The sequence below is a fragment of the Pseudomonas sp. P105 genome (assembly GCF_032614175.1).
Classification (GTDB): Bacteria; Pseudomonadota; Gammaproteobacteria; order Pseudomonadales; family Pseudomonadaceae; genus Aquipseudomonas; species Aquipseudomonas rhizophila.
The window spans coordinates 5,429,673-5,452,369 of the sequence record NZ_CP126693.1 but is presented as its reverse complement, the minus strand read 5'-3'; the positions used below and the strand labels follow the sequence as shown (position 1 = coordinate 5,452,369).

The following is a 22,697-nucleotide window of genomic DNA, read 5'->3' as shown; positions in this document are numbered from 1 at the left end:
GGGCCACTAGCATGGTTGGCCCAGACCGTTAGATGTTGTGTTTGCCATGCCTCGTCCGCCACGTCCCGCTTCCCGCCGCCCTGGCGCGAAACCTCCCGCATCCGCCCCGCGCCGTGTGGCCAAGGCCCCGCCGGCCGAGCCGAGGCTGATCCTGTTCAACAAACCCTTCGATGTGCTGACGCAGTTCAGTGACGATCAAGGGCGGGCGACGCTCAAGGACTTTATCGACGTGCCCGGCATTTATCCCGCCGGGCGGCTGGATCGCGACAGCGAAGGGTTGCTGCTGCTGACCAACGACGGGCAGCTGCAGGCCCGCATCGCCGACCCCCGGCACAAACTGGCCAAGACCTATTGGGTGCAAGTAGAAGGCGAGCCCAGTGCCGAGCAATTGCAGCGACTGTGCGCTGGCGTGGAACTGAACGACGGCATGACCTTGCCCGCACAAGCGCGACAACTGGACGAACCGCAACTATGGCCGCGCAACCCGCCGGTGCGCTTTCGTAAGAGCGTGCCGACCAGTTGGCTGGAACTGGTGATTCGCGAAGGGCGCAACCGTCAGGTACGGCGCATGACCGCCGCGGTGGGCTTGCCGACATTGCGTCTGGTGCGGGTCAGGATCGGTGACTGGACGCTTGAAGGGCTGGATCAGGGACAGTGGAAGGAAGTGCCGGCGCGTTTATAAGGTGCCGGTCTCGATCAGGCCGATCACCACGCTCTTGATGACGAATGCCGCCACGCCCAGTCCCAGCACAAAAAACAGGATGAACGAGCCGAAACGTCCGGCCTTGGACTTCTTCGCCAGATCCCAGACGATAAAACCCATGAAAATGATCAGGATGCTGACAAGGCCAGTCATCATCCACTCTTCGAAAACCACAGGATCCATCGAAACACTCCGGCGTGGGCGAGGTTGAAAAGGCGGGGCGAGTATACGGCATGGAAAGAGGGCGAAGGATTGGGCTGCGACGGTGTGTCGCAGCTATTCATCGCCTGGGCTGACGCAGCGGCGTTCTCTTCAGTCGTGGTGGACCCCGGCCCGCTTGAGCATCTGTTTGCAGCGTTCGGACAAGTGAAACACCCGCAGGTGCTTGCCAGCCTTGCTATAGCGTTCACGCAGGGTCTTGAGCGCCGCGATGGCCGAATAGTCGACAAAGCTCAAGTGACGGCAGTCCAGGGTCACCTGGGACGGATCGTTGGCCGGGTCGAACTGGTTGAGAAACGGCGTGGTCGAGGCGAAGAACAGGGTGCCGTGCAGGCGATAGAGCTTGCTGCCGTCCGCTTCCAGATGCGTATCGGCGTACAGTTCCCGGGCCTGTTGCCAGGCAAAGTTGAGCGCCGCAATGATAATGCCGCACAGCACCGCGGTCGCCAGATCGGTGAACACCGTGATGGTCGTCACCGCGATGATCACCAACACGTCATTGACGGGCACTTTGTTGATCACCCGCAGCGAGGCCCAGGCAAAGGTCTGCTGGGACACCACGAACATCACGCCTACCAGCGCGGCCAACGGGATGCGTTCGATCAACGGCGACAGAAACAACACGAACAGCAGAACCATCACCCCGGCAATCACGCCGGATAACCGGCCGCGCCCGCCCGAACTCAGGTTGATCACGGTCTGGCCGATCATCGCGCAACCGCCCATGCCGCCGAACAGTCCTGAGGCCATGTTGGCCGCGCCCAACGCTACGCACTCGCGGTCCGGGTAGCCGCGGCTCTCGGTGATCTCGTCGGTCAGGTTCAGGGTCAGCAGGGTTTCCAGCAGGCCGACCATCGCCATCACCACCGCATAGGGCGCGATGATCCGTAAGGTATCCAGGTTCCAGGGAATGTCCGGCCAGACAAAAGCCGGCAGGCCGCCGGCGATATGCGCCATATCACCCAGGGTGCGGGTCGGCAGCCCGAAAAAGTACACCGCCAGGCCAACCCCCAGAATCGCCACCAGGGCCGGCGGAACACTGCGGGTCAGGCGCGGCAACAGGTAGACAACGGCCATGGTCAGCGCCACCAGGCCGATCATCAGGTACAACGGGCCGCCGCTGAGCCAGGTCTCGCCGCTCTTGAAGTGCTCCAGTTGCGCCAGGGCGATGATGATCGCCAGGCCGTTGACGAAACCGAGCATCACCGGGTGCGGCACCATGCGCACCAGTTTGCCCAGCCGCAACAGCCCGAACGCCATCATGATCAACCCGCCCAACAGCACAGTCGCCAGCAGGTATTGCACGCCGTGTTGCACCACCAGCGCGACAATCACCACGGCCATCGATCCCGCCGCGCCAGACACCATGCCTGGCCGCCCACCGAACAGCGCGGTCAGCGTGCAGATGATGAAAGCGCCATACAACCCCATCAACGGGTTGAGATGAGCCACCAGGGCGAACGCGATGCATTCGGGCAGCAAGGCAAAAGAAGTGGTGAGGCCGGCGAGGGCGTCGGCGCGAAGACGTGCTGGTTTCATGATTTTCCTGGCTGGGCAGCGCTTGAGAGTCGACTGCCGTGGGCGTGGTGCAAAAACAGGGTGGGGATGGTACGGAATTGAGTGCGGTGCGGCCAGTGGTTGGTCGTCGTGTGGGTGATTGCGGGGCGGCTTCGCAGCCCGGAAGGCGCACGCTTCCTCGCCACGGGAGACGGCCAGGGATGAAAATCCTGCGCTGAATTTACATGGCAGGTGGTGAGCGATGTCCGTCAGCGACATTTCTTGTCTGTGTACGAAAATTACTTTCAGTGCGTTTGAAGAATACTCCTCGAAATGATTTATGAGTTTCACAAACACAACGACGTGACCCCATTCGAGGAGTAACGCATGGCCCCTGCATTCGGTTATTGGCTGTTGGTCTACGCGGCCATCGCCATCATTGCGCTGATCGTTTTGATCGCCCGATATCGGCTTAATCCGTTCATTGTCATTACGCTGGTGTCCATTGGCCTGGCGCTGCTGGCCGGGATGCCGCCGTCCAGTGTGGTCGGGGCGTATGAGGCGGGCGTCGGCAAGACCCTGGGGCACATCGCGCTGGTGGTGGCCTTGGGCACGATGCTCGGCAAGATGATGGCCGAGTCCGGCGGGGCCGAGCGCATGGCGCAAACGCTGATCGAGCGCTTCGGCGAGCGCAACGCCCATTGGGCGATGGTGTGCATTGCCTTCCTGGTGGGGCTGCCGTTGTTTTTCGAAGTCGGTTTCGTGCTGCTGGTGCCCATCGCGTTCACCATTGCCCGGCGCGTGGGCGTGTCAATCCTGATGGTGGGGTTGCCGATGGTCGCCGGTCTCTCGGTGGTGCATGCCCTGGTGCCGCCGCACCCGGCGGCAATGCTGGCGGTGCAGGCGTTCCAGGCCTCGGTGGGGCAGACCTTGCTGTACGCGATCCTGATCGGTATTCCTACCGCGATCATTGCCGGCCCTGTGTATGCCAAGTTCATCGTGCCGCGCATCCAACTGCCGGACGATAACCCGCTGGAGCGACAATTCCTCGACCGCGAGCCCCGCGCCAATCTGCCAGGTTTCGGGATAACCCTGGGGACCATCCTGCTGCCGGTGGTGCTGATGTTGATCGGCGGTTGGGCCAACCTGATCTCCGAGCCGGGCAGCGGCTTCAATCAGTTCCTGCTATTCATCGGCAACTCGGTGATTGCCTTGCTGCTGGCGACCCTTCTCAGCTTCTGGACGCTGGGCCTGGCCCAGGGCTTCAACCGTGAGTCGATCCTCAAGTTCACCAATGAATGCCTGGCGCCAACGGCCAGTATTACGTTGCTGGTGGGCGCTGGCGGTGGTTTGAACCGGATCCTGGTGGACGCCGGAGTCACTCAACAAATCGTCGGCCTGGCCCAGGAATTTCAATTATCGCCACTGGTCATGGGCTGGCTGTTCGCCGCCCTGATGCGTGTCGCCACCGGCTCGGCCACGGTGGCGATGACCACGGCCTCCGGTATCGTCGCCCCCGTGGCGATCGGTCTGGGCTATCCCCATCCCGAGCTGCTAGTGCTGGCCACCGGCGCCGGGTCGGTGATCTTTTCCCACGTCAACGACGGCGGCTTCTGGCTGATCAAGGAATACTTCAATATGACCGTCACTCAAACTTTCAAGACCTGGACCGTACTCGAAACGCTGATCTCCCTGGTTGCGTTCGGCCTGACCCTAGGACTTGCGCGCTTGCTTTAATCGCAGCGCTCCAACACAGGTGCCGTCATGGACATCCTTTACCAGATTCGCTCCCGTCAGGATTCCTTCAGCGCCGGCGAAGGAAGAATCGCCCGGCTGATGCTCGACGACGTAGGGTTCGCCGCCTCGGCCAGCCTGGATGAACTGGCCCAGCGGGCCGAAGTGAGCAGCGCCACGCTGTCACGGTTTGCCCGTACCGTTGGCTGCCGCGACCTGCGGGACTTGCGCCTGCAACTGGCCCAGGCCAGTGGCGTCGGCAGCCGATTTCTCGACCCCGCCGGCGCGCCCGAGCAGTCGGCGTTTTATGGGCAGATCGTCGGCGATATCGAGACGACCCTGCGTCAGCACCTGTCGGCATTCGAAGAGTCTCGGTTCAGCGACGCGGTGCGGATGCTCGGCAAGGCGCGGATGATTCATGCGTTCGGGCTCGGCGGTTGGTCGGCGTTGTGCGGCGAGGAGTTGCAGGTACGGCTGGTGCGTTTCGGCTACTCGATTGCCGCCTGCCGGGATCCGGTGATGATGCGCATCACCGCCACCTCATTGAGCCAGGAGCATTTGGTCATCGCCTGTTCACTCACCGGCATCACCCCGGAACTGCTCGGCGCGGTGGAACTGGCGCGCAGTTATGGTGCGCCCATCCTGGCCATCACCCGCGCCGACTCACCGTTGGCCCGACTGGCCGATGTAGTGTTGCCGCTGCAAGGCGCGGAAACCTCGTTCATTTATAAGCCCACGGCGGCGCGCTACGGCATGCTGCTGGCCATCGATGTGCTCGCCACCGAGCTTGCGCTGGCCCACCCCGAAGACAATCAAGAGCGTCTGCGGCGAGTCAAACTCGCCCTGGACGATTACCGCGGTGGCGACGATCACTTGCCGCTGGGAGACTGAGATGCTGTACGACACGCTTATCCGCAACGCACGGGTCATCGATGGCAGTAACACCCCCGGTTACAGCGCCGACGTGGCGATCCGTGCCGGTCGCATCGAGCGCATCGCCGACCTGCGCGATGCCCGGGCAATCGAAGAAATAGACGCCGCCGGCCGGGTGCTGGCTCCAGGGTTCATCGATGTGCACACCCACGACGACACGGTGGTCATTCGCCAGCCGCAGATGCTGCCCAAACTCAGCCAGGGCGTGACCACGGTGATTGTCGGCAATTGCGGTATCAGCGCTTCGCCGGTGAGTTTGCGGGGCGAGCCGCCGGACCCGATGAATTTGCTCGGCACCGCCCAAGCGTTCGTCTATCCGCGTTTCGATGATTATCGTTCGGCGGTGGAAGCAGCCACGCCGGCGGTCAACGTGGCGGCGCTGGTGGGGCACACGGCGCTGCGCAGCAACCACATGGATGATTTGTTGCGCACCGCCAGCGTGGGAGAAATCGCCGCCATGCGTCAGCAACTGCGCGAAAGCCTGGAGGCCGGCGCACTGGGGTTATCCACAGGCCTGGCCTACGCCAACGCATTTTCGGCCTCCACCGACGAAGTCATGCAACTGACCCAAGAGCTGAGCGCATTCGGGGCGGTCTACACCACCCATCTGCGCAGCGAATTCGAACCGGTGCTTGAGGCCATGGACGAAGCGTTCCAGATCGGCCGTCACGCTCGCAGCCCGGTGATCATTTCCCACCTCAAATGTGCGGGTGCCGGGAATTGGGGGCGCAGTCCGCAGGTGCTCGCGGCGCTGGAGAATGCGGCGAAAACCCATCCGGTCGGTTGTGATTGCTACCCCTATGCGGCCAGCTCCTCGACCCTGGATCTCAAGCAGGTGACCGATGCCCATCGCATCACCATCACCTGGTCGACGCCTCATCCGCACATGGGAGGGCGCGATCTGGCTGACATCGCCGCCGAATGGGATGTGCCGCTGCTGGAGGCTGCGCGGCGCCTGCAACCGGCCGGCGCGGTGTACTACGGCATGGACGAAAGCGATGTGCGACGAATCCTCGCCCACCCGTTGTCCATGGTCGGCTCCGACGGTTTGCCGGAGGATCCGTTTCCGCATCCGCGCTTGTGGGGGGCTTTCCCGCGGGTGCTGGGGCATTTCAGCCGAGACATCGGGCTGTTTGCGTTGCACACCGCCGTGCACAAAATGACCGGCCTGTCGGCGGCGCGCTTCGGCCTGAAGGACCGTGGGGAAATTCGGGAAGGGCATTGGGCGGATCTGGTGTTGTTCGATCCTCATACCATCAGGGATGTCGCCGATTTCAACGAGCCGCAACGGGCCGCCGAAGGTATCGATGGGGTTTGGGTCAACGGCGTCTTGAGCTACCGCGAGGGCCGGGCGAATGGGCGCAGGCACGGGCGGTTTCTGGCGCGAGAAGGGGATCTACGCCGTGGATTCAGTTCGTCACCCGGCGCTTGAGAGGTGGAAACACAATGGAATGCCCTTGTGATCTGCTTCTCAGTGGTGGCATTGCGATATTAAAGAAGCCGGTGATATAGCCGAAGCAATGAGTTCAACCCATCTAAACTGGGTCTTTTCAGCCAGGGAGCAACCCATGAGCTTCGGTAAAACCACCCCGATCCTGCGGATCTTCGATGAAACCAAGGCATTGGCGTTCTATGTCGACTTCCTGGGATTTACCGTCGACTGGCAACATCGCTTTGGTGACGATTTTCCGCTGTACCTGCAAGTCTCTCGCGACGGATGCGTGCTGCACCTGTCCGAACATCATGGCGACTGCACCCCGGGCTCGGCACTGCGTATCGAAACGGATGAACTGGAAGCTTTCCAGGCGCAACTGCTGGCCAAGCAATACCCCTTCGCCCGCCCTCAGATTCAGGCCATGCCGTGGGGTAGCCAGGACATGACGGTGGTCGATCCGTTTGGCAATCGGTTGGTGTTTACCAATGGGATTAGTGTGTAACGAGGTTGGACACATTGATAGGCGAGCGGGGGCGTTGGGCTAGATCTGCCGCCATGTGACGAAAGAGCCAAGGTGATGGATCTTTTGACTGATTGTAATGACATTGCGCAAAGCGCCCATTTCTTCCGGGAAATGGGCGCCCGCCATGATCAAACCCGGAAGTGACTCACCATCATCTGCAACTGATTACCCAAGCGGGCCAGTTCAACACTGGACGCTGCGGTTTCTTCGCTGGCGGCGGCGGTCTGTTCGGACACGTCGCGTACGTTGATGATGCTGCGGCTGATCTCTTCGGCCACGGCGCTTTGCTCTTCGGCGGCGGCAGCGATCTGCTGGTTCATCGACTGGATGTTCGACACTGTGCGGGTGATGTTTTCCAGTGATACACCGGCCTTGCGGGTCAGGGCTACGCTGCTGTCGGTAAGGCTGCGGCTGTTGTTCATCACGGCGGCCACTTGTAGGGTGCCGTTCTGCAGACCGGCCACCAGGCCTTCGATTTCCTCGGTGGACTTTTGGGTGCGCTGGGCCAGGCCACGGACTTCGTCGGCAACCACCGCGAAGCCACGACCGGCTTCACCGGCGCGCGCCGCTTCGATTGCCGCGTTCAGGGCCAACAGGTTGGTTTGTTCGGCGACGGCCTTGATCACGTCCATGACACTGCCGATCTTGTCGCTTTCCTGTTGCAGCACGGTCATGGCGTCGGTGGAGCGCTCCACTTCACTGGCCAGGCGTTCGATCTGGGCGATGGCTTCGTTGACCACCTGGTCGCCGGCACGGGCTTCACCGTCTGCCGCGGCGGCTGCCTGGGATGCCTCTTCGGCGTTGCGGGCAACTTCCTGAACCGTGGCGGTCATCTCGTGCATGGCGGTCGCCACCTGATCGGTCTCGACTTTCTGGCTGTTGACGCCGGCGCTGGTCTGCTCGGTTACTGCGGACAATTGTTCGGCAGCACTGGCGATCTGGGTCACGCCATCACGGATGCCGCTGATCAGATCGCGCAGAGTCACGCCCATGCGTGCGATGCCCTGTTGCAGTACGCCCAGCTCATCGCGACGGGTAACGATGAGGTTGTGCGAGAGGTCGCCACTGGCAATGCGATCGACCACGGCCAGGGTTTCGCGCAGCGGTCGGGTGATCTGGCGAGTGATGATGACCGCCGCGATGATGCCTACCAGCAACGCCAACAACGTGCTGACCAATTGCAGGGTGCGGGCCTGGGCGCTTTCGGCATCGCGACGGTCGAGCTGGATCTGATACAGCTGTTCGCTCAGGGAGACGATGGTCGTGCCCTGGTCGGTCATTTCCTTGCGAGCCTGCGCCGCCTCGGCAATGGCCAGGGTGAAAGCCTGGACGGAGCTGCGGTATTGAGTCAGGGCAGCTTCGAGCTGACGCAGCTCACCTTGCCGGGTGCTGGCGAAATACGCATTCAGCGGTTGGAGCGAAGCGAGGGCGGCGTCCAGTTGGGCGACGGCCTTGCGTTCGTTTTCGGGGTTGCTGTTGGCGGTGTAGCCGCGCACTTCATAGCGGGCCAACATGAACGCCTGCTTGGCCTCGGTGATGGCCTGGTACTGTTCCAGGCGCTGGTCGCTCGAGAGCATTTGCTGAACGTCGGTATTGATCGTCTCGATCAGCTGGTAAGCGGTCCCGGCGTTGGCAGTCATCGCGTCGCGGGCGGTGTTGGCGCTGCGGTAGGCGTTGCGCATTTTGTTCAGGGACACCTGATAGGCGCTGATCGTCGCGCTCTGCTCCTTGAGCAGCTTGACGTTTTCCGGGCTCTTGAAGCTGCTCAGCAGCGCGTTCTGTTGTGCAACGAAACTATCGAGGGTGGTTTGCACATTCTGTGCGGCGGTCTCGTCGCCATTGGTGAGCATGTATTGCAGGCGCACGACCCGAAGTTTGGTCAAGCCGGCATTGAGCTTGGTGATGTCGCTCATCCAGTTGCTGCGGTCGATCAGCCCTCCCAGGCTGGTCCAACTGGTCAGCGCCAGGACGCAGGTCAGTACCAGCACCAGGCCAAAGCCCAGGCCCAGTTTCATGTTGACGCTAATGTTGCCAAACCAGCTATTCATCATATTCCTCCAGGAACGTTGTGCTGCTTGATCGTCGGTACGCTGGAAGATTGTTGTTTTTGAGCCAGCTAAAACGTGTAACAGGGCTGTATCGGCTGCCGACTCTGGATCTGAAAGGATTTTTTTGGAGTGTCAGGCATTGGCTGGAGAACTTGCTGCGCGCCTCAGGGTTATCCTGAATTCCAGGCAAAAAAAAGCCCGCGGGAGGGCGGGCTAAAACCTTAGTTTCTTGAATGAGCGAGGGGACTTTACCCAATCACGCGAACGCGTGGGGTGAAGAAAAGTTCATGAGAGGCGGGTGGCAATGAGCAGAGAACGAAGCCCTCAACCTGGATCAGATTGAGGGCTTCTCTCAGCGCCTGACAACCTCACCTCAGATCAAACCGATCCAGGTTCATCACCTTGACCCACGCCGCGATGAAGTCGCTGACGAACTGCTCCTGCGCATCTGCGCTGGCATACACTTCGGCCAGGGCCCGTAGTTGGGCGTTGGAGCCGAAGACCAGATCGACACGAGTGCCGGTCCATTTGACCTGACCGGTCTTGCGGTCGCGGGCTTCGAACGTTTGCTGGTCGTCTGAGAGCGGTTTCCATTCCACGCCCATGTCCAGCAGGTTGACGAAGAAGTCGTTGGTCAACGCACCTGGCCGTTGGGTGAAAACCCCATGCCGGGTTTGGCCGACATTGGTATCGAGCACGCGCAGGCCGCCGATCAGTGCGGTCATTTCCGGTGCACTGAGGGTCAGCAGTTGCGCCTTGTCGATCAGCAGTGCCTCGGCGGATACGCGATACCTGCCCTTGAGGTAGTTGCGAAAGCCATCGGCGATGGGTTCAAGAAAGCCGAACGACTCGACGTCGGTCTGCTCTTGGCTGGCGTCCATACGCCCCGGCGAGAAAGGCACCGTCACGCTGAGCCCGGCATTCTTCGCCGCCTGTTCAATGCCGGCGCTGCCAGCCAGCACGATCAGGTCCGCCAGGGAGATTTTTTTACCACCGGACTGGGCCCCGTTGAACTCGTCCCGGATTTTTTCGAGAGTCGCCAGCACCTGCGCCAATTGTTCCGGCTGGTTGGCAGGCCAATCTTTCTGCGGGGCCAGACGCAGCCGGCCACCGTTGGCACCGCCGCGCTTGTCGGAGCCACGGAAGCTGGACGCGGCCGCCCAGGCGGTGGACACCAGTTGTGAAACCGACAGGCCCGAGGCCAACAGCTTGCCTTTGAGGGACGCGATGTCGCTGTCGTTGACCAGAGCATGGTCCACTGCCGGGATAGGGTCCTGCCAGAGCAGCTCTTCGTTGGGCAGTTCCGGGCCGAGGTAGCGCGAGAGCGGGCCCATATCGCGGTGGATCAGCTTGAACCAGGCGCGGGCGAAGGCGTCGGCCAATTGGTCCGGGTTCTCCAGGAAGCGCCGTGAGATTTTTTCGTAGATCGGGTCGAAGCGCAGCGCCAGGTCAGTGGTCAGCATGGTTGGATTGCGACGCTTGGACGGATCATGGGCGTCCGGAATGATGCCCGCGCCAGCACCGTTTTTTGGGGTCCACTGATGCGCACCGGCCGGGCTCTTGGTCAGCTCCCACTCAAACCCGAACAGGTTCTCCAGATAATTGTTGCTCCAGCGGGTGGGTGTGGTGGTCCAGGTCACTTCCAGACCACTGGTGATGGTATCGGGGCCTTTGCCGGTGCCGAATGCGTTCTTCCAGCCCAGGCCCTGTTGTTCCAGGCCGGCGGCTTCAGGCTCGGCGCCGACATTGTCCGCAGGCCCTGCGCCGTGGGTCTTGCCAAAGGCATGGCCGCCGGCAATCAGGGCCACGGTTTCTTCATCGTTCATCGCCATGCGGCCAAAGGTTTCGCGGATATCCAGCCCCGCAGCGACCGGGTCCGGTTGCCCTTCGGGGCCTTCCGGGTTGACGTAGATCAGCCCCATCTGCACGGCGGCCAGTGGGTTCTCCAGGTTGCGCCCCAGATCGGTACGGCTTTCTTCATTGCCCGGCTCGGCCACCAGTTGTCCTTCGCCGGGATCTTGCATAGCGGCTTTATCCGGCTTGCCGTAGCGGGTGTCGCCGCCCAACCATTTGTTTTCGGAACCCCAGTAGACGTCTTCGTCCGGCTCCCAGACGTCGGGACGACCGCCGGAAAAACCGAAGGTCTTGAAGCCCATGGATTCCAGCGCGACGTTGCCGGTGAGCACGATCAGGTCGGCCCAGGAGATGTTGCGACCGTACTTCTGCTTGATCGGCCATAACAGCCGGCGCGCCTTGTCGAGGCTGACGTTGTCCGGCCAGCTGTTGAGGGGCGCAAAACGCTGTTGGCCGGAGCCTGCGCCACCGCGCCCGTCGCCGGTGCGGTAAGTGCCGGCGCTGTGCCAGGCCATGCGGACAAAGAGCGGGCCGTAGTGCCCGAAGTCCGCCGGCCACCAGTCCTGGGAGTCGGTCATCAACGCATTCAGGTCATTTTTCAGGGCCTGGAAATCCAGGCTTTTGAATGCTTCGGCGTAGTTGAAATCCTCGCCCATGGGGTCGGACAGCGGGGAGTGTTGGTGCAGGATTTTCAGATTCAGCTGGTTGGGCCACCAGTCACGGTTCGTGGTGCCACCACCCGCAGCATGATTGAACGGGCATTTCGATTCGTTTGCCATGAGGAGCTACCTTGGTCGTATTCATCCAGCTATCCAGCCCGAGCGGGCTCTATAGCGACAGGTGAAAATCAATACGTAGATGCAGGGCTCACAGTTCGCTCATTGATCGTTCGGCCTTCCGGCAATCGACGTCGATTGCCCGCATCGTGGCCCACGGCAAGCCCAGTACGTTTCGAACGCTTTCGTATCTCTTATCAGGTCTGATCCGGCCAGCTTACGCTGGCGCTGAATCAAGGCTAGTCCTTCTGTGGCAGATCGCTAATAGCCGCAGTATTAATGGTTAATAGGCAGATTCTTTTACCCGGCTTGCCGGTCGAGGCAGATGATAGGGCCAGCGCTTGGTTACGGGAGAGGACCGGACCATGAACGAACGCCCCCGCAGCACGGCCATCCACGAAGCCGGCCACGCCTTGGCTTTTTGGTGGAACGGCCAGCCTATAAAACGCGTCACCGTACGCACCCGGGCTGAAGCCCGCGCGGGACCGATGTTCGACCTGCTCGGTCACCCGCAACACGCCGAAGGGTTGGTGGAGGCCGATTACCTCGTCCTGCGCCCGGCCTTCACCGCCCGGGGAATTGCTGAATATTTGCCATCGATGGTCGACTTTATTGAACGCGACCTGATCCATTGCTTTTCAGGGCCTGTGGCCGAAGCGATCTACCGACATCGCCAATCCGACCGGCTGTTCCGAAGCAGTGGCCGCGCAGACCTCGTCCGGGGGCATGAACTGATCAGCCTGCTGCCCCCACGCCTGTTGCTCGACGCCGAATCCCGAGCCATTGCCCGTAGCAGTTGCCTTGTGCATCGTTACTGGTTTGCCGTCCGCGCGGTGGCGGACCTTTTGCAGGAGCAGGGGGCGATCGAGGGAGAGACCGTCACCGCACTGCTGCACGAGATTACTGGGGAGGCGCCGGTGCGGTTGGGGAATGAGGTGAGGAGCCTTGATGCTTGAGTTGTAACGGATGATGTAAAAGCTTGGTGATGCCGGGGTTTGTGGGGGAGCGTTGGCTGTGGCAAGCGGCAACCGAGCGGCTTACCATGCCAAGTAGAGGCCAAGGGAGCGAACTCATGCAAACGCTCAAAGTTGCAATCGCCGGATTCGGCGGCGTCGGACGTGCCACAGCCGACCTGCTCCTGTCCCGACGCGAGCGCTATCGCCAGGTTTACGGCGTGGACGTTAGCCTGGTCGCGGTGTGCGGATCACGTGCAGGCCTGGCTGACGCGAACGGCCTGCACGCGCATCAGTTGAATGCACTGCAGGCGGGTCTTTCAGGGCCGGATTTCGTGATGGCGAGCGGCGCAGACGTTCTTATCGAGGCAGGGCCGAGCGATTTTCGCAGCGGCGAGCCGGGTCTTGCCTACCTTCGTACGGCGCTGTCGGCCGGTCAGGACTGCATCGTTATATCGAAGGGCGCTCTGGTCCACAGCGGGCGACAATTGCGCGAACTCGCGCAGGCCTCGGGGGCGATGCTCAAACTCAGTGGTGCAGCCGCTGCCGCCCTGCCGACACTCGATCTTCTCGACCATAGCCTGGCCGGCTGCAAGGTGCTCGCCCTCGAGGGCATCCTCAATGCCACGACCAACTACCTGCTTGACGCCATGGGCACACAGGGCCTCAGCTTCGATGCGGCGTTGCGTGAAGCGCAGGCAGGAGGGTTCGCCGAAGCTGACCCGCGCAACGACACGGAAGGCTGGGATACCGCGTGCAAGCTCCTGCTACTGGCCAACTTCGGTCTTGGTGCCGATCTGACGATGGACGACCTGGTGGTCGAAGGTATTCAGTCGGTCACGGCAGAGCGCATCGAGGCGTGGCGCGAGAGGGGGCTCGTTCCCAAGCTGATCGCCAGCCTCACCCGCGCAGACGGTGTTATCCGCGCCAGCGTCGGCATCAAGGCCTATCCGCTGTCCGACCCGTTCGCCCACGTCAGCGCAAAGAGCAAAGCGATCCGTATCAGCAGCGACGCAATGGGCGAGACGCTGGCAATCGGCTGTGGCGCTGAGCCGATCGCCACCGCAGCGGCCGCGCTGAAGGACCTCGAACACATCCTCATGGCCAGGACTGCTCGGTACTCATCTCTTTCGCAACCCCGATCCTGACCCTGCGTACCTTGCCACTGTGCCGCAATCAGGCCTTCTCCCATGGGCCAAACGTACTCGGTCTGCAGTTTCATCCCGAAGTCCGTGGCGCACGATTCGAGCACTGGTTACTGGGGCATGCGAGTGAGCTGGCCACGTCAGGCATCGACCCTGTCAAGAAGGGCCCGTAGAAACCAACGGCCCTAAAGCCACACATTCACCTCATAAATGTTCCAGAACCGTAAGCCTGTCCAATTCGCAGACAGCCGCTCTGGAGATAGTACCCATGGCTTTCAGCAAGATTGAGGGACTGAGGGCCTACTAAAAACTGGCCTATCTACGACATCGCCATGACTGCAGCACTGCGTTTACGCCATGGCGATCATCAGCATTCACGCGCGAACACACCAGGTGATTGAAATGACCAATCCAAAACTCGAAGTGCTGACACCAAGCAATTGCCAAGTGATCTTCATCGATCAACAGCCGCAAATGGCATTTGGGGTACAAAGCATTGATCGGCAGACATTGAAGAACAACACCGTGGGCCTGGCCAAGGCCGCGAAGATTTTCTCTATTCCAACCATCATCACCACGGTCGAAACAGAAAGCTTTTCGGGTCATACCTATCCGGAATTACTGGCCGTTTTTCCTGAGGCACCGATCCTTGAGCGTACCTCGATGAACTCCTGGGACGACCAGAAAGTACGCGATGCGCTGAAAAAGAATGGCCGTAACAAGGTGATCGTCTCTGGCTTGTGGACCGAAGTCTGCAATACGACTTTCGCACTGTCCGCGATGCATGATGCCGGCTATGAAATTTATATGGTGGCCGACGCCTCTGGCGGTACCAGCCAAGCTGCGCACGATTACTCCATGCAACGCATGATTCAGGCTGGAGTTGTCCCAGTGACCTGGCAGCAAGTTCTGCTGGAGTGGCAGCGTGACTGGAAGAACCGCGATACCTACGACGCCGTTATGGCATTGGTCAAAGAGCACTCTGGCGCATATGGCATGGGCGTCGACTACGCCTACACCATGGTGCACAAGGCTCCTGAGCGGGTAACACACGGGCCGACGCTGGAGCCTGTTGCGGCGAAGATCTGACCTCTGTCGGGTCGGCACTATAGGTCGACCCGACTTCAAATCAGTTCGGGTCTACCCGCCGTAACGGAGCTGGCTGGATTCGAGTGATCGCCAGGCGCCTGGCTCAACCCACAACGCCACGAGGAATGATCATGAGTGAAGATCTGTCAGACAAAGGCCGTCGCCGGTTTCTCGCTACCAGCTCCGTTCTCGGAGCCGCGGGAGCACTCTGGTCTGCCCTGCCTTTTGCCGGCTCCGCCGGCAGCTCTTTCGCCAACCCTGCGGGAGGTTCCATGGAAGCCGATCTGATTCTTTACAACGGCCGTCTGCACACCGTGGATCGTGAAAAGCCGCAAGCAACAGCTGTGGCCATTAAGGACGGAAAGTTCATCGCCGTAGGCAGCGACGCAGAGGCCATGGCGGTCCGCGGTGATGCGACCCAGGTTGTCGACTTGCAAAAGCGTACGGTGATCCCAGGTCTCAATGACTCGCACCTGCACCTGATCCGTGGTGGCCTGAATTACAACCTGGAACTGCGCTGGGAGGGTGTTCCATCTCTCGCTGACGCGTTGCGGATGCTCAAGGATCAGGCTGATCGCACGCCTGCTCCGCAGTGGGTTCGGGTCGTGGGCGGCTGGAATGAATTCCAGTTCGCCGAGCGTCGCCTGCCTACCCTGGACGAATTGAACAAGGCCGCACCAGATACGCCGGTATTCGTTCTGCACCTTTATGACCGCGCCCTCCTGAATCGGGCGGCACTGCGCGTTGTCGGCTATACCCGCGACACGCCTAATCCGCCGGGCGGAGAAATTGTCCGCGACAGCAATGGCGAACCTACCGGCATGCTGGTAGCCAAACCCAACGCGATGATTCTCTATTCGACCCTGGCCAAGGGGCCAAAGCTGCCGCTGGAATACCAGGTCAACTCGACACGCCAGTTTATGCGCGAACTCAACCGCCTTGGCGTGACCAGTGCCATCGATGCTGGTGGTGGTTTTCAGAACTATCCGGACGACTATGAAGTGGTCCGCGAGCTGGCCAAGCACAACCAGTTGAGCGTGCGCATCGCCTACAACCTGTTCACCCAGAAACCCAAGGAAGAGCTGACCGACTTCAAGAACTGGAGCGCCATGGTCAAGCCTGGCGATGGCGATAACTTCTTCCGGCACAACGGTGCCGGTGAAATGCTGGTGTTCTCTGCCGCAGACTTCGAAGACTTCCTCGAACCTCGGCCAGACCTTGCGCCGACTATGGAGCAGGACCTGGAACCGGTGGTCCGTCACTTGGTCGAGCAGCGCTGGCCGTTCCGGCTGCACGCGACCTACGACGAATCCATTTCGCGAATGCTCGATGTGTTCGAGCGGGTCAATCGCGACATTCCGTTCAATGGCCTGCCATGGTTCTTCGATCATGCTGAAACCATCAGTCCGAAGAACATCGAGCGGGTACGCGCCCTTGGCGGTGGCATTGCCATCCAGGACCGCATGGCCTTCCAAGGCGAGTATTTCGTCGACCGCTACGGCAGCAAGGCCGCCGAACAGACCCCGCCCATTCAACGCATGCTGGCTGAAGGCGTACCAGTTGGTGCCGGGACTGATGCAACTCGTGTCTCCAGCTACAACCCCTGGACCTCGCTTTATTGGCTGGTCAGCGGCCGAACCGTTGGAGGGCTGGAGCTGTACCCCAACGGCCTTTCGCGTGACACCGCCCTGCAGCTCTTTACCCATGGCAGTGCCTGGTTTTCGTCAGAGCAAGGCAAGAAGGGCCAGATCAAGGTCGGGCAACTGGCTGACCTCACGGCCCTGTCGGCGGACTTCTTCAGTGTCGAGGAAGAGGCGATCAAGTGGATCGAGTCGGTGCTGACCGTCGTCGACGGCAAAGTGGTCTACGGCGCCGCGGAATTCGACCAGCTGTCGCCGCCGAGCCTGCCGGTCATGCCGGACTGGTCACCGGTTGCCAAGGTCCCTGGCCACTGGCGTCCCGCTTCACCGCTGCTGACTCAGGTGCATCAATGCTCAGGCCCTTGCGCGGTGCATGCGCATAGCCATGACAAGGTGCGTCGGTCATCCGTACCCGTCAGTAACTACCAAGGTTTCTGGGGTGCCTTCGGCTGCTCCTGCTTCGCTTTCTGAACATGGACACGACTATCGAAAAGCGCTCCCCCTGGAGCGCGCTACGCCATAGCACTTTCCGCTGGCTATGGCTGGCCAGCATTGCCTCCAACATCGGCACTTGGATGCACGAAGTAGGGGCCGGCTGGTTGATGACGACGCTTTCAGCCAGCCCCATGCACGTTGCCTTGGTGCAGGTTGCAGGCTCCGCGCCGATGTTCTTTCTTGCTCTTCCAGCGGGAGCCATGGCCGACATCGTCGACAAGCGTCGCTACCTGCTTATGGTGCAAGTGTGGATGGCCGCGGTGGCGATGCTCCTGGCTCTGCTCACGCTAAACGGCATGATGACCGTCGCGCTGCTGCTCCTCCTGACCCTGAGCATGGGCGTGGGGACTGCACTGATGATGCCGGCCTGGTCAGCTTTGACGCCCGAACTGGTCGACAAGCGCGACCTCGGTTCGGCCATCGCCCTGTCCAGCCTTGGCATCAACGTCGCCCGGGCCATCGGACCGGCGATTGCCGGGGTACTGGTCAGCCTCACCGGCCCCTGGGCCACCTTCGCGCTGAACGCCGTATCGTTCCTCGCGGTGATGGCGGTGCTGTATACCTGGAAACGCGAGCAGACACCTGCGTTGTTCCCGGCGGAACGGCTGCTCGGTGCCATGCGCGCAGGCTGGCGCTACAGCCGCAGCTCCCAGCCGTTGCAAGCGGTGCTGGTGCGGTCGGCGGCGTTCTTCGTCGGTGCCAGTGCTGGCATGTCGCTGCTGCCGCTGATCGTACGCGCTGAACTGAACGGCAGCGCCAGCGATTTCGGTCTGCTGCTCGGCAGTGTCGGCGTCGGTGCAGTGCTCGGCGCTACTTTACTGCCGCGCATCCGTGATGCGGTGAACCCCGATCACCTGGTGGCCGGCTCCAGCCTGCTCTACGCCCTGGTGCTTTGCGCGCTGGCCGGGGTGCGCAACCTGTACTGGCTGATACCGGTGATGATGATCAGTGGCGCGGCCTGGATCGCCGTGTTGTCGAGCCTGCAAATGGCAGCACAGACTTCCGTACCCAACTGGGTGCGGGCGCGGGCACTGTCGGTATACATCCTGGTGTTCTTCGGCAGCATGGCGGCCGGCGGCGCGCTGTGGGGCTTCGTCGCCAGCCACCTGTCGATCAGCCTCACCCTGCTGATCGCAGGCGGGGTTCTGCTGGTGGGCATCGTACTGACCCTGCACTTCCATTTGCCGGTCACCGAGACCGAAGACCTGGCCCCGTCCCTGCACTGGCCTGCACCGATCCTTGCCGATGACCAGGACCAGGAACGCGGTCCAGTGATGATCACCCTTGAGTATCAAGTCGACCCGTCGCAGGCAGAACAGTTTCGCCTTGCCATGCAGGATGTACGCAGCATGCGAATGCGCAATGGTGCCTTTTCCTGGGGGCTGGTCCAGGACAGTGAGCATTCGCAACGTTGGCTGGAGTTTTTCTTTGATGAGTCCTGGCTTGAACATCTGCGCCACCACGGCCGGGTAACCCGTGCCGAACAACGCATCGAGGCTGCGGCTCGCCAGTTCCAAGCGGTTGGGGTCGCCATACGCATTCATCACTACCTGGCCCCCACTAAGTCCCACACCTGAGCGCATTCACAAAGGAGTCAACGCATGAACTGCAATGACATGCGCAAGGTGGGTCTCAATCTGCTGATTCTTATTGAGGCGTTGATGCACGAGCGCAATCTCACTCGCGCCTCGGAAAAACGCTTCTTATGGGATCAGGGATGAATACAACCGTGCTATTCATACATGGCGAATGGCTGTCTGCCGCCGCCTGGGATAATTTCTCCAGTCGCTATCGGGCATGCGGCTACACCTGTATTGCGCCACCTTGGCCCTTATCGGAGGGGCCGCCAGAGAGGCTGCGCAGCGCGCCACATACCGATTTCCCACGGCTTGGGATCAGACAAATTATTGAGCACTATGCAGCGCTGATTCGGCGCATGCCTCAGCCGCCCTTGCTGATTGGCCACTCGCTGGGCGGTCTGCTCGTTCAGATGCTGTTGGATCGTGGTCTTGGCTGTGCCGGCATTGCGATTGCAGCGATACCCCCTCGCGGGGTAATACCGCGCTTGAGCGTTCTCTCCAGGGCGATACCCATGCGCATGGCTTGGGGCAGTTGGAAGCGAGTCATGTATTTTCCGCTACCAGAATTTACCCAACAATTTTCCCAGGCTATGGCGATCCAGGATATTTCGCTGCTATATGCAAACCATATCGTGCCAGCACCGGGGCGGATTTTCTTTGAAGCGGCTTTCGGTATTGGCACCTATGTCGATTTTGCCAATGACCGCAGAGCACCGCTGCTGTTGATCGCCGCCGAGAACGATCACAGCGTACGGCCATGCGTGGTGACCTCGAACTATCGGCACTACAACCGCTCTGCGGCCAGCACCTCGCTCAAGTGCTTTGCCGGGTACAGCCATTGGCTCATCACCGAACCAGGTTGGGAGCAAGTAGCTGACTACACAATTGAATGGGCGCAAACTCAGCTGGGTCGTTTTTGATTTTTTTCAGGTTCGCGCGGTGATTAGCGTATTGGGATCTTACCCAACCAAACAGCAGTTGCTCACCCCAGGAAATCGCTGGCGCACATGCACGGCGTTGGCAATCCATATGCTGTTGGTTTGCCTGCCATGGTTCAGTACGACGGCAACGGCCTCCGACTACTTACTGGACACGCTGGAGCACCACCGTTGGACCGTCGCTGATGAGGGACCTAGCCAGGTAGGGGCTTTGGCCCAGACCCGAGACGGTTATCTCTGGCTCGGAACCAACGATTCGCTCTATCGCTTTGATGGTCTGGACTTCGCGCGCTATACCCCGCCAGACGGTAACCCGCTTGGCATCATTTCCGTACTCAAGGCGGAGGATGAGGGCTTGTGGGCCGGTCTCCGTACTGGGGGCATAAGCCTGATCACCGACACGGGCATAACCACTTACCCAGTCAGCGCTGGGTTGCCTGGCGGAGTGGTCTATAGCATCGCCAAGGATCACAGTGGCGCAGTCTGGATCGCCGCAAATGATGGTTTGGCACGGTTTGACGGTAACGCCTGGCAACGTATCGGTACCGACTGGAACTTTCCGGGACGACATGCCCGCGCGGTACTCCTCGACCGCGATGGAACGCTATGGGCAGCCAATGAAGATCGCCTGTTCTACCTGCCGTCGGGTGCCCGAGCGTTTGTCGATGCAGGCATTGCGGTGGGTTGGGTGAGTCAAATGGCTCAGGCTCCAGATGGGGCCATCTGGATGGCCGAACGGTATGGCGGTTCGCTGCGCCGAATCGTGCCAAGCGAAGGCGATGCGGCGACCCAGGTGACCGTAATCGACGGTGCTAATGGTTTGTTATTCGACAGCGCCGGGGCGATATGGGTGGGTACCAGCGGTAAGGGCGTTCGCTATGTGCCAGCCTCTGCCAGCCTCAACGCGCTATCGATAACTGACGCCCTCAATCACCAAGAGGCGTTTATGGCCAAGGATGGCTTGAGTGCAGATAACGTTCTCCCAATACTCGAAGATGTCGACGGCAATATTTGGGTGGGCACTAGCGCCGGGCTAGACCGTTTTCGGCCAAGTGCGATGGTCTCGGCCGCATTTCCACACAACGCCCAGAATTTCGCATTGGTTGCCGGTGCGGCAGGCAGTGTCTGGGCAGGTACCAGCAACCTACCGGCAATGCGCCTGAGTAGTACTGGGTTGACCACTCTGGATATACCGGCACCGATTAGTAATGCCTTCGGTGATGCTAACGGTGATATCTGGATGGCTGGCAGCCATGGTATCTGGCGTGCGCAAGGAGACAAAATCGAGCGAGTTGCCTCATTGCCAACTCAGGATGCGCTTGACTCAGCCGTACGCGCGATGACTCTCGATCAGGCGGGCGACCTGTGGGTTTCGATCAACCGCAAAGGGTTGTTCGTTCTTCGAGACGGACGTTGGTCAATCGTTGCCCCGCCTAATGCTGATCCAAGCCAGTTAATGCCTGTCAGCGCTACCACTGATCCTCTTGGCAGGCTCTGGTTCGGCTACCGCAATAACCTGATTGTGACTCACGACGGCAAGGTACAACTACACTGGGGGGCGGACGAAGGCTTAAAGGTTGGTCATGTCACCGCGATGCTACATCAGGGCCATCTCACCTGGGTTGGTGGCCAGCGTGGAGTGGCCTTCTTCGATGGTGAGCGCTTCCACAGCCTTCACCTACCTGACAATGGACTGTTCGACAATATCTACGCGATTCTAGCCGTACCTCCCAGAGAACCTGAAGGTGACGGTAGCTATGATCTCTGGCTCCACGGCAAAGCCGGGGTCTATCAGTTGACCGCTCGTGAATTAAAGCGCGCCATCGCTGACCCGCTATACCAGATAGGTTACCGCAGCTATGAGGTGATTGGTGGCCTGGCCAACGACCCCCACCAAGTACTCCCATTACCCACTGCAGTGCGTAGTACGGATGGACGTCTATGGTTTAGCACCAGTAAGGGCGTGACCTGGATCGATCCAACTCGCTACGTGCAGGGTAAAGCCGCCCCCAAGGTAGTTATCCAATCATTCAATGTCGATGGTAAGGAACCCCCACCCAGTGAGTTGTCACGGCTGGGAGCAGAGCCAAGAAGCATCGAAATCTCTTACACAGCGCTCAGCCTCTCAGGCATGCAAGGCTTGCACTTTCGCTATTTGTTGGAGGGGTTCGACACAGACTGGCAGCAGGCGGGTTCAAAACGTAGCGCCATCTATACGGGGCTCGGCCCCGGAGATTATAGGTTCCGCGTATTAGCCTCCAATCAGGATGGGCTACTGAGCACCGAAGAGGCCGTGCTGAGCTTCAGTATTCGGCCAGTCTTCTACCACACCCCACTGTTTATAGTATTGAGCGGTCTAGCAGTGGTAAGCGTTTTGTGGATGCTGCATCGCTTCAATATTCGCCGTTCAGCCCAGAATCTGCGGGACCGCCTTGAGGAGCGACACGCCGAGCGCGAGCGAATCGCCCGTGAACTGCATGACACCCTACTTCAGGGTGTGCAGGGCCTTATGTTGAGTTTCCAAGCCGCGACTGAGCAAATCCCCAGTACTCATCCGGCTCGAGGCAGAATGGAGAGAGCGCTAGACCGCGCGGATCAGGTTTTGGTGGAGGCACGAGAGCGGGTGAATAATCTGCGTGATCTGAACGAGCCTGCTCTGAACCTGATCGATGCATTTGCCGCTGTCACGAGTGAGCTGCAGCTAGAAGGCAGTACGCGCTTTACCCTGAGCAGCCACGGCATGCCACTGCCGCTGCACCCTATAGTCGGTGAAGAAAGCTACCGGATAGGCTGTGAAGCGATCATGAACGCTTTTCGACATGCCAATGCGCAGAACGTGGAAATCCAGATCGTCTACACCAAACACGCATTTCAGCTGAGCGTTGGCGATAATGGTAGCGGCATCAACCCACAGTATCTGCCGCCCAATATCCGCCCCAATCACTGGGGCTTACACGGCATGCTGGAGCGGGCCGAAAAAATCGGCGGACGGCTGTCTATTCAAAGAGGAGCCCACAGTGGCACTGAAATTCAACTGACTGTACCCGCGGCAACGGCCTATCGACGTATCCCGCGACGACTTAGCCAGTGGCTACGTGTATTGACCCAATTGAGGCCCTGAGTGTGCACCCAGAG

The 22,697-nt window shown here is 60.5% G+C and carries 16 protein-coding genes and 2 pseudogenes; 13 read left to right on the top strand and 5 right to left on the bottom strand.

Annotated elements, in window-relative coordinates:
• Nucleotides 1–115: 115 nt before the first annotated feature.
• Nucleotides 116–682: a pseudouridine synthase gene (locus QOM08_RS24455; RefSeq protein ID WP_160893474.1), complete on the top strand. Its 567-nt coding sequence runs from the start codon at nucleotides 116–118 to the stop codon at nucleotides 680–682.
• Here the strand turns inward: QOM08_RS24455 and QOM08_RS24450 are convergent.
• On the bottom strand, nucleotides 677–886 hold the full coding sequence (locus QOM08_RS24450) for a DUF2788 domain-containing protein (RefSeq protein WP_047230243.1): 210 nt from the start codon (nucleotides 884–886) through the stop codon (nucleotides 677–679). The genes QOM08_RS24455 and QOM08_RS24450 overlap by 6 nt on opposite strands.
• A 129-nt stretch (nucleotides 887–1,015) precedes the next feature.
• Nucleotides 1,016–2,461 (bottom strand): SulP family inorganic anion transporter, encoded by a 1,446-nt coding sequence (locus QOM08_RS24445; RefSeq protein ID WP_316912251.1) that lies wholly within the window; start codon nucleotides 2,459–2,461, stop codon nucleotides 1,016–1,018.
• 345 nt (nucleotides 2,462–2,806) lie between these two features.
• Between QOM08_RS24445 and QOM08_RS24440 the strand changes: the two genes are divergently transcribed.
• The 4 genes from QOM08_RS24440 to QOM08_RS24425 all read left to right on the top strand — a co-directional run bounded on the left by QOM08_RS24440 (nucleotide 2,807) and on the right by QOM08_RS24425 (nucleotide 7,023).
• Entirely contained in the window at nucleotides 2,807–4,156 is a 1,350-nt protein-coding gene (locus QOM08_RS24440; protein WP_047230241.1) for a gluconate:H+ symporter, read from the top strand.
• 27 nt (nucleotides 4,157–4,183) lie between these two features.
• Nucleotides 4,184–5,044 carry a MurR/RpiR family transcriptional regulator gene (locus QOM08_RS24435; protein WP_047230240.1) on the top strand — a complete coding sequence of 287 codons (861 nt, stop codon included), beginning with the start codon at nucleotides 4,184–4,186 and terminating at the stop codon, nucleotides 5,042–5,044.
• 1 nt (nucleotide 5,045) lies between these two features.
• Complete coding sequence (locus QOM08_RS24430) at nucleotides 5,046–6,518, top strand: D-aminoacylase (RefSeq protein ID WP_316912250.1); 1,473 nt, start codon at nucleotides 5,046–5,048, stop codon at nucleotides 6,516–6,518.
• A gap of 136 nt (nucleotides 6,519–6,654) precedes the next feature.
• Complete coding sequence (locus QOM08_RS24425; protein WP_047230238.1) at nucleotides 6,655–7,023, top strand: glyoxalase superfamily protein; 369 nt, start codon at nucleotides 6,655–6,657, stop codon at nucleotides 7,021–7,023.
• A 149-nt stretch (nucleotides 7,024–7,172) separates the two neighbouring features.
• On the opposite strand, the gene QOM08_RS29225 is transcribed toward QOM08_RS24425, so the two are convergent.
• The 3 genes and pseudogenes from QOM08_RS29225 to katG all read right to left on the bottom strand — a co-directional run bounded on the left by QOM08_RS29225 (nucleotide 7,173) and on the right by katG (nucleotide 11,725).
• The gene (locus QOM08_RS29225; RefSeq protein WP_370695209.1) at nucleotides 7,173–7,877 is read right to left on the bottom strand and encodes a methyl-accepting chemotaxis protein; all 705 of its coding nucleotides are present in this window, start codon (nucleotides 7,875–7,877) and stop codon (nucleotides 7,173–7,175) included.
• A gap of 201 nt (nucleotides 7,878–8,078) precedes the next feature.
• A pseudogene (locus QOM08_RS29220) lies at nucleotides 8,079–8,957 on the bottom strand (methyl-accepting chemotaxis protein); the annotation flags it as partial.
• Nucleotides 8,958–9,460: 503 nt separating this feature from the next.
• A complete protein-coding gene (gene katG / locus QOM08_RS24415) occupies nucleotides 9,461–11,725 on the bottom strand; it encodes a catalase/peroxidase HPI (RefSeq protein ID WP_076383515.1) in 2,265 nt (754 codons plus the stop codon).
• Nucleotides 11,726–12,087: 362 nt separating this feature from the next.
• Here katG and QOM08_RS24410 point away from each other — a divergent pair, with 362 nt between their 5' ends.
• The 8 genes and pseudogenes from QOM08_RS24410 to QOM08_RS24375 all read left to right on the top strand — a co-directional run bounded on the left by QOM08_RS24410 (nucleotide 12,088) and on the right by QOM08_RS24375 (nucleotide 22,683).
• Nucleotides 12,088–12,678, top strand: coding sequence for a hypothetical protein (locus tag QOM08_RS24410; RefSeq protein ID WP_107321829.1), 591 nt, complete (start codon nucleotides 12,088–12,090; stop codon nucleotides 12,676–12,678).
• Nucleotides 12,679–12,794: 116 nt separating this feature from the next.
• On the top strand, nucleotides 12,795–13,823 hold the full coding sequence (locus tag QOM08_RS24405; protein WP_316912249.1) for a homoserine dehydrogenase: 1,029 nt from the start codon (nucleotides 12,795–12,797) through the stop codon (nucleotides 13,821–13,823).
• 399 nt (nucleotides 13,824–14,222) lie between these two features.
• Nucleotides 14,223–14,909 (top strand): hydrolase, encoded by a 687-nt coding sequence (locus QOM08_RS24400; protein WP_047230248.1) that lies wholly within the window; start codon nucleotides 14,223–14,225, stop codon nucleotides 14,907–14,909.
• 272 nt (nucleotides 14,910–15,181) lie between these two features.
• Nucleotides 15,182–17,020 carry an amidohydrolase gene (locus QOM08_RS24395; protein ID WP_047230233.1) on the top strand — a complete coding sequence of 613 codons (1,839 nt, stop codon included), beginning with the start codon at nucleotides 15,182–15,184 and terminating at the stop codon, nucleotides 17,018–17,020.
• A 2-nt stretch (nucleotides 17,021–17,022) separates the two neighbouring features.
• Nucleotides 17,023–18,621, top strand: coding sequence for an MFS transporter (locus tag QOM08_RS24390; RefSeq protein ID WP_316912248.1), 1,599 nt, complete (start codon nucleotides 17,023–17,025; stop codon nucleotides 18,619–18,621).
• A 24-nt stretch (nucleotides 18,622–18,645) separates the two neighbouring features.
• Nucleotides 18,646–18,750: pseudogene (locus tag QOM08_RS24385) on the top strand (LysR family transcriptional regulator); the annotation flags it as partial.
• An 11-nt stretch (nucleotides 18,751–18,761) separates the two neighbouring features.
• Nucleotides 18,762–19,544, top strand: coding sequence for an alpha/beta hydrolase (locus QOM08_RS24380; protein WP_316912247.1), 783 nt, complete (start codon nucleotides 18,762–18,764; stop codon nucleotides 19,542–19,544).
• Entirely contained in the window at nucleotides 19,510–22,683 is a 3,174-nt protein-coding gene (locus QOM08_RS24375; protein WP_316912246.1) for a two-component regulator propeller domain-containing protein, read from the top strand. The genes QOM08_RS24380 and QOM08_RS24375 overlap by 35 nt, the downstream gene beginning before the upstream one ends.
• The last annotated feature ends 14 nt before the right edge of the window (nucleotides 22,684–22,697 follow it).